The following is a 7,437-nucleotide window of genomic DNA, read 5'->3' on the forward strand; positions in this document are numbered from 1 at the left end:
TTTGGATGAACACGCCTGTTGCACAATGGGGCGGTCGTGTGAAATATCAGGTAACGCCTGAAGTGTTTACTCAAGTGGGTGTTTATGAATACAACCCTGAAAATGTTTTGGAACGTCATGGTTGGAATCTGGATACTGATAATGCGGATGGTGTAACCATTCCGGCAGAGGTGGTCTGGACTCCAAAATCTTTTGTGAACGGTTTACCGGGTAGCTACCGTGTTGGTGGTATGTATAACACGGCTGATGATATTGCTAACCAAAAAGACATCGCAACAGGTGAAGGAAAAAACCGTACCTTTGCAGGCTGGTTAGCAATAGAGCAACAGTTAACATCGACAGGTAGTGGCCGTCAGGGTTTACATTCATTTGCTAATTTTACCTGGCATGACCGCGATACTAACAAAGTAGATAATTCACAACAAATTGGTGTGAAATATATCGGTCTTACGGACAGCCAGCCGAACGACATTTTAGGTTTGGCAGTGAATCGTGTGCATGTGAATGATCGCTTTGCGGATTCACGGCCAGCTTTCAATGCTGATGCAGAATACAATATTGAACTGAACTACAGCTATAACGCAACAAAGTGGCTAATGCTGCGTCCAAACCTGCAATATGTCATTAATCCAGGTTCAAGCAATAATGTAGATGATGCACTGGTACTCGGTTTGACTACACGAATCATCTTCTAAAGTTTGATCGTTCACGTTATAACTAAACAGGCTCTTGGGAGCTTGTTTTTATTTCTAGAGTGAAACTGTGCAATAAAAAGAGGAAATACAGCGTGGCATTACTATTTCAACCTATTCAATTTGGATCACTGCAACTTCAAAATAAAATCGTAATTGCGCCGATGTGTCAGTACTCTGCAACAGAGCAGGGGGAAATTACCTATTGGCACGAACAGCAATGGGCCAATTATGCTTTGTCTGGTGCCGGTTTATGTATTGTGGAAGCGACTGCGGTACAGCCACAAGGTCGGATTAGCTATGCAGATCTGGGATTGTGGAATGATAGCCAGACAGCACAGATCAAGACCTTACTGGAAAAGGTGCGATCTCTTTCGCCAATGCCCTTTGCGATTCAGCTGGCACATGCTGGGCGTAAAGCCTCTACAGATAAACCTTGGGAAGGCAAGGGGCAAATTGCACCAGATCAGCCTTTAGGCTGGCAGACTGTCTCTGCCAGTGATATTCCCTTTCAAGCACATGAGCACCCACCAAAAGCCTTAAGTCTTGAGGAAATCCAGCAAGTAATTCAGGACTTTGCTGCCAGTGCCAAGCGTGCTGTCGAAGCAGGATTTGAGCTGATTGAGCTTCATGCTGCGCATGGCTATTTGCTGCATCAATTTATGTCACCTCTGTCGAATCAGCGCCAGGATCAATATGGCGGTTCATTTGAAAACCGGATTCGTCTGACTTTAGAGGTCTTTAAAGCGATGAAAGATGCGGTTCCTGAAGGCTATCCGATTGGCGTGCGTATTTCTGCAACCGACTGGATGAAAGAGGTTGAAAGCTGGAACATTGAGGCTGCTGTTGAACTTTCTGAAGCGCTGGAAGCATCGGGAGCTGTTTATATCCACGTTTCGAGTGCAGGTTTACATGTAGACCAGAAAATTGATGTGCATCCGAATTATCAGGTTCCTTTTGCAGAAGCGATTAAAAAGGCGGTCAATATTCCAGTGATTGCGGTCGGTTTGATTACGGAAGCGATGCAGGCAGAAGGAATTCTGCAATATGGACAGGCAGATGCTATCGCGCTTGCGCGTGGCATTTTGTATGATCCACGCTGGCCATGGCATGCAGCTGCGACACTCGGTGAAACCGTAGAGGTGACGCCTCAGTATTTGCGTTGCCAGCCACATGGTTTGCGAGATCTGCTTAAGCCTTTCTCTTCAGCGGACAAATAAAACTGCTTGTTAAATGAGGGGAAGTTAATCGTTCAGGGATGAACATATTAAGGAACAATGCAGTAAAACTGCAGAAAATTAATGTTATTCACTATTCTATTTCCAATTTGTGCCGTCGTGTTTTTAGGTTATATCGCTGCACGAACCCAATTTATCACCCCCTCGCTGATTACGGCGATGAGCCAGTTTGTAATGAAGATTTCCTTGCCAGCTTTTCTGTTACAAGCCTTGGCAAGTAAACATCTCAGCGATATCTGGAGTCCACAGTATTTTATTGCCTATGCGGGCGGTTCTTTGCTGCTCTATGGCTTGGTATTTTTCTGCTGCCGCTATTTCTTCAAGGCTTCTCTCACTGAGTCCGGTGTGCTGGCCATGGGTGGCTCCATGTCCAATACCGGGTTTATCGGCACGGCGATACTGACTTTATTGATTGGTTCACATTCAGCAATTTATCTTTCATTGACTCTTATTGTAGAAAATCTGCTGATCGTGACCTTGATGCTGATTCTGGCTGAACGGGGTCTGCAGGCTCCCGGTACAACTGGCAAAAGTATATTGACTGGAACATTGCTACGGATCTTGAAAAATCCGGTGATTCTTTCGATTATGCTGGGTATTTTGTGCATAGTTCTAGATATTCAACTACCAGAATTACTTAGCTCTACCTTAAAAATGTTAGGGCAAACTGCATCGCCACTGGCCTTATTTGTGATTGGTGGTAGCCTGATTGGCATGAATCTCAGCTCACTGACGGCCTTTAGCTGGTTCCTGACAGCCATGAAAGTCCTCGTCATGCCATTGCTGATTTTCAGTTTATTATCGGCTTTTGATGTCAGTCGTGAGATGCTTTTTATCGGCACATTGCTGGCGGCATTGCCAATGCCAATCGCTTTTGGGATTTTTGCCCAGCATTATGGGGTACAGGAAAAAGCTTTACCGCCATTGGTACTCAGTACCTTAATGGGCTTTATTGTGGTGGCAGTCATCCTGACTCAGTCTGGCTATTTTCTCAGTTAAACATTCCAATAAAAAAGCCCCGAATCAGGGGCTTTTTATAGCTTAGGTTAGCTTTTCTTTTGCGCCGTTGGTTGAGCTGGTTTCTTGCTTTGTTCAGCAATCATTTTCTCTACTGCCGCCAGAGACTCTTTGGCCTGTGGAATATTTTCCTGAGCCAAGGCACTAAAGATTTTCTTCGCTTCAGGCAGGTTTTGCGGCACGATATTACCATTGGCAAACATGTTAGCGACTGCCATCAGGGCAGGGATATAGCCTTTCTTGGCAAGCTCCTGAATCGAGCTTAAACCTTGCTGAATCGGTTTTTCATCCTTATTTTTAAAGCCCATGCTGATGTCATACAGGGCTTTGGCATGAATCGCCTGGAAATTATCTTTTTTAATCAGTGGTTGAAGTTTTTTCAGTGCTTGCTGATCAGAAGCAGGTTTTCCTTCAGCAAAAAGTAACACTGCCAGATCCACAGTAGCATCATCAAAACCGGCGCTAGATGCGCGTTCCAGATATTGTTTGGCTTTGGTCAGATCCTGTTTCAGCCCCATTGTGCCGCCTGCATAATTTTTACCGAGGACATAGTTGGCAACCGGGTAGCCTTTGCTTGCTGACTGTTCATACAGTTGTACCGCTTTTTTCTCATTCTTTGCGGTGCCCTGACCAGTCTGGGTTAAATAGCCTAAGTTATACAGTGCTTGAGCATTCCCTTTCTGTGCTAACTCATTTAGTAAAGTGTGAGCACCCTTAAAGTCATTGGCTTTGACTAAGGCTTCAACCTTGGCAAATTGAGGATCAACTGCTTCAGCTTTGGTATTTGCATTGGCAAGTGCATATTGAGTTGAAACTGCGAGCATCGCAGCAAATATTATTTTTTTCATGGTTCCTGGACCTTGTTGTATGCAACACCTGATTCCGTGGTGTTTTTTAAATTATTACAGCTACATCATAAAATGATTTTATACTTTGTAAATATCCTAATTGTCACGAAATACAAATATAATAGAGAGTGATGAAGAGAAGATGAAGACTATTTTTACCACAAAACTTTGAAATTCTATGAATCTCTGATTAAATCCGCCTTTGAGCCATGAAGTAGGGTGAAACAATGTTTATTAAAGGCATTAAACGTGCATATGATCAAATCAGTAAGGATGACAGTATCGCTGATGAGGATAAGTTCGATGCATTACTCATGCGATTGGGTCAAAACTTTTTAGTCAGCAATGAAGACCGTGTATATATTTTTGAACATGAAGGTAAAACTGCACGCTTCGATGCGAAACATGCACGCGCTTTTCATTTTAAAGATTATGTGATTAAAGACATGAACAAATTGTTCCATGATTTTAATCTTTAAAAAAATCCTCCATATAGGAGGATTTTTTTAAAGTGATTTTCTTATTGTGGACGAGCGACATCACCACTGAGTGCTTCAGGCAGGTCGAGTACAGTCAAACCTAATTCAATAAGCGCTTCCGGTTTAGCAACCACGAGTGCTTTAAAGCCGCCGTCAATATTGACACTGTTTACGACTTCTACATCATTATTCAGTTTGCTTGCGATAGCAGGTGCTGCACCTGTACCTTGTACCAGATGCAACCAGTGTTTCGGTTTGGCTTTGAACCATAAACGGGCAATGACTTCCTGACCGAGGTAACACCCCTTGTCATAGTGGATGCCTTCACGCTGATGCAGGCGCAGTTCTTGTGGCTGGAATTGTTCTGCGGTTGCTGCCTGAATCCATGCCTGACCTGATTCAATTGCATTCATTTCCCAAGCTTGAGTATCCGTTGCTTCAGGACTAAATTCGCTATGAATACCTACAGTAACTGGATAAGCTGAACCTACTTCTTCTAACTTCATTTTGGAGAAAGCGCCAAACTTGCGGATGTGCTTGGCAAAGTCTTCGGCCTGATCAGCAGTCACAACAATTTCAAAGCTTTCAGCGTTAATTTTTTTCAGCCATAAACCAAATAGAATGCGTCCTTTTAAACTACAGATTGCGGTATAGCGTGTCTGGTTTTCAGCCAAGGCTTCAGTATTTAAAGTCACTTGACCTTGCAGGAATTTTTGCGCATCTACTCCATTCAGCGTAAATAAGGTAAAAGCAGGAGATGTTGCCATGATCAGCCTCAGTTTGAATACTAAAAATCAATCAAGCTATTGTGCAGCAAGCATTATCTCTAGGCAAATAAAAAAGCCCGCAATATCAGATGCAGGCTTTTAATTAAAAGCGAGAGTTAATGATGATGGTCATGTGAACCAGGTAAATCGGCATTACAGTCAAATTTGCCGCCACAGATTCGTACATATTCCATCATGCCCTGATCTTCATGATCGAGAATATGACAATGCTGTACAAAGTCACCTTCGAATTTCTTGTAATGACTTCGAACAATCACTTCATATCCCGGTTTAACAAAAATGGTATCCTTGAATTGTCCTTTTAAACCTCGGTACTGGACATCATCCAGCTCATTGGGCGTGGTTGCAGGTTCAGATATTGTTTCACTTACGTCCTTTTTATCCGGGTTTAAAATTTTAACAATCTGGAACGGATTGACATGGATATGGAAAGGATGTCCCAGATTTGCGCTGGTCAGTACCCATTCATCGACTTTACCTATTTCTAGCTTACGCACATATTTGCCATTGACCACACTTTCTCCAGTGAAGGTTTCTCCAAAACTATAAATGCCTGGATGATCAGCATAACGATAACCGAATTTACCATTTGGACCAAAAGAGGCATCGAAAGTAGAGCGTTGTTGCGGTCTGTCTCGAATCAGGTTATCTATTTCTCTGGTCATCAATGAGGGATGATCAGTAAAGGCAGACAGATTAAGTTGCGCTAATTGCGCCTGAATCTCCTTGCTTAAGCCGATTTTCTGTGCCTGATCTTTTAAAAACTGAGCAGCAGTTTGCGCCTTCAACTTGGTGGATTTGACATTTACCCAGCCCAGCAGCTGTGCATTTAGCCCACTGTTAGGAGATAACTGTGGGGTGATTTCACCGGAAGTTCTGGTATTGATTTCATCATCAATATTTAATCTTGAATCAAAGATGCAGTATTTATTGGTGGAGGGAAAGCTGAGCATGGCATCGTGACGATAACCTGGCTGGAACACGGAAAGGGTACGGGTCTGAGCCTGGGTCATCGTTAAACCGTCTTGGGCAATCGTGTGAACTGGCAGGCTGGTCAGTTGATCGAAAGCAACTTTTGAGGCGGGAATGAGAATATCCCCCTGATAGGAAAGACAGGTATCCACCGTTTGTTTGGCAGTATATTGACTGGAGCCAGGTAATTCTTTAATGATTAAGCCAATAGTGTCCCGCACCCCTCCATGAATCATACGCCAGCGGTTAAATTCATTTTGATTGACCTGAATTTCGCCTAATACTTTGCCATTAATTGAAGTGTAGTAGTTATTTAACCCCCAAGAGTTGAAGCTATTCAGACCAGCATAGTTTTCCATCGTGCCTATACCGGCCCCTTTACAATCATTGCTGTTTAAAGATTGGCCTTCAGTGTCAGTACAGTCATATTGAATTTGCTGGAAGACCAGGATTTTTTCATTTGCATCATTATGCTTGGCTTTATCTTTCCATAAAATATCGAGATCACCTGTAGACGTCACCTTGCCATTTTTCACTTTAGGTACACGGCTTCCTTCCACAATGAGCGGACCAGCCATCCCACTAGATACCTGAATTGCGGTCGAGCCATGTAAATGGGCATGGTACCAGTAAGTGCCCGCAGGATGATTGGGTTCAATCTTATATTGATAATCAAGATTCGCCTGCGGGGCAATTTTCAGGAAGACATTGTCACTATTTCCCTGAGGGCTGACCCAGAAACCATGTGTATGCAGGTTGGTGGTATTAAAACAATGGGGTTCATTCGGATCGAGAATATTTTCACAGCTTTCAGGTGTTTCATCAGGTAGCTGATTATTTAAATTAATCGACAAGGTTTCACCCTGTTTGACCCGAATCTGTGGACCCACCAGTTCATCTACAATTCCGGTTTCACGTGCTTCCTGCCTGTTCAATAAACTGGCTTTAGTCAAGTAACCCCGAACCAGTAATTGATCCCATTGTAATTGCCTCGGGTTATAAATCTTATTGGTCTTATATGCCGCAACCAGTTCGTATTTACCTTTAGCACCTTTCTGCAGCAAGGGTGGATTATTAATGAGTGACTCCGATTTACCAGAGGCGGGGGGGGAAGGGGGAGAAGGATGATCCGGTTTAGTGGGGTGGGTAGGAGTAGGTTTAGTCGGATTGTATGGATCGGAGGGCTTTTTCCCTCCAATCCAGCTGGAAGCCAAAACTGCCACTAATACAGTAATGATCCCAATAATGGCGATCTGTAACATGTTCTTCACCTTTATTAATTTTTATGTTGTGTGTTGTTGTTATGAAGTACTTACCGCCTAGATGTACTGAAATGTTTTAAGGGTGAATATCACCAAATTGGGATATACAGATAGATGACAAGCAAAGGTCAAAACTATTCA

7 protein-coding genes are annotated in these 7,437 nt (G+C 43.2%); 4 read left to right on the plus strand and 3 right to left on the minus strand.

Translation table 11 applies throughout. The annotated features are described in order from the left end of the window. The 3 genes from B4033_RS00650 to B4033_RS00660 all read left to right on the plus strand — a co-directional run. On the plus strand, positions 1-695 hold a 695-nt coding region (locus B4033_RS00650; protein ID WP_286831126.1), incomplete at its 5' end, for a carbohydrate porin. A 92-nt stretch (positions 696-787) separates the two neighbouring features. Next, positions 788-1,912, plus strand: coding sequence for an NADH:flavin oxidoreductase/NADH oxidase (locus B4033_RS00655; protein ID WP_048882036.1), 1,125 nt, complete (start codon positions 788-790; stop codon positions 1,910-1,912). Between the two features lie 81 nt (positions 1,913-1,993). Then, complete coding sequence (locus B4033_RS00660; RefSeq protein ID WP_286831129.1) at positions 1,994-2,929, plus strand: AEC family transporter; 936 nt, start codon at positions 1,994-1,996, stop codon at positions 2,927-2,929. Positions 2,930-2,976: 47 nt separating this feature from the next. On the opposite strand, the gene B4033_RS00665 is transcribed toward B4033_RS00660, so the two are convergent. After that, the gene (locus tag B4033_RS00665; RefSeq protein WP_004814531.1) at positions 2,977-3,795 is read right to left on the minus strand and encodes a tetratricopeptide repeat protein; all 819 of its coding nucleotides are present in this window, start codon (positions 3,793-3,795) and stop codon (positions 2,977-2,979) included. A gap of 227 nt (positions 3,796-4,022) precedes the next feature. On the opposite strand from B4033_RS00665, the gene B4033_RS00670 reads away from it, so the two are divergent. Beyond that, positions 4,023-4,274 carry a hypothetical protein gene (locus B4033_RS00670; RefSeq protein ID WP_004814532.1) on the plus strand — a complete coding sequence of 84 codons (252 nt, stop codon included), beginning with the start codon at positions 4,023-4,025 and terminating at the stop codon, positions 4,272-4,274. Between the two features lie 41 nt (positions 4,275-4,315). Here B4033_RS00670 and B4033_RS00675 read toward each other — a convergent pair whose 3' ends face one another. Together B4033_RS00675 and B4033_RS00680 are read right to left on the minus strand one after the other, a co-directional pair. Then, the gene (locus B4033_RS00675) at positions 4,316-5,041 is read right to left on the minus strand and encodes a YgfZ/GcvT domain-containing protein (protein WP_286831132.1); all 726 of its coding nucleotides are present in this window, start codon (positions 5,039-5,041) and stop codon (positions 4,316-4,318) included. Between the two features lie 116 nt (positions 5,042-5,157). Continuing rightward, positions 5,158-7,296, minus strand: coding sequence for a multicopper oxidase family protein (locus tag B4033_RS00680; RefSeq protein ID WP_286831134.1), 2,139 nt, complete (start codon positions 7,294-7,296; stop codon positions 5,158-5,160). Positions 7,297-7,437 lie beyond the last annotated feature (141 nt).

Origin of the sequence: Acinetobacter sp. UBA3132 (genome assembly GCF_002364825.1) — a bacterium.
GTDB classification, from domain to species: domain Bacteria; phylum Pseudomonadota; class Gammaproteobacteria; order Pseudomonadales; family Moraxellaceae; genus Acinetobacter; species Acinetobacter schindleri.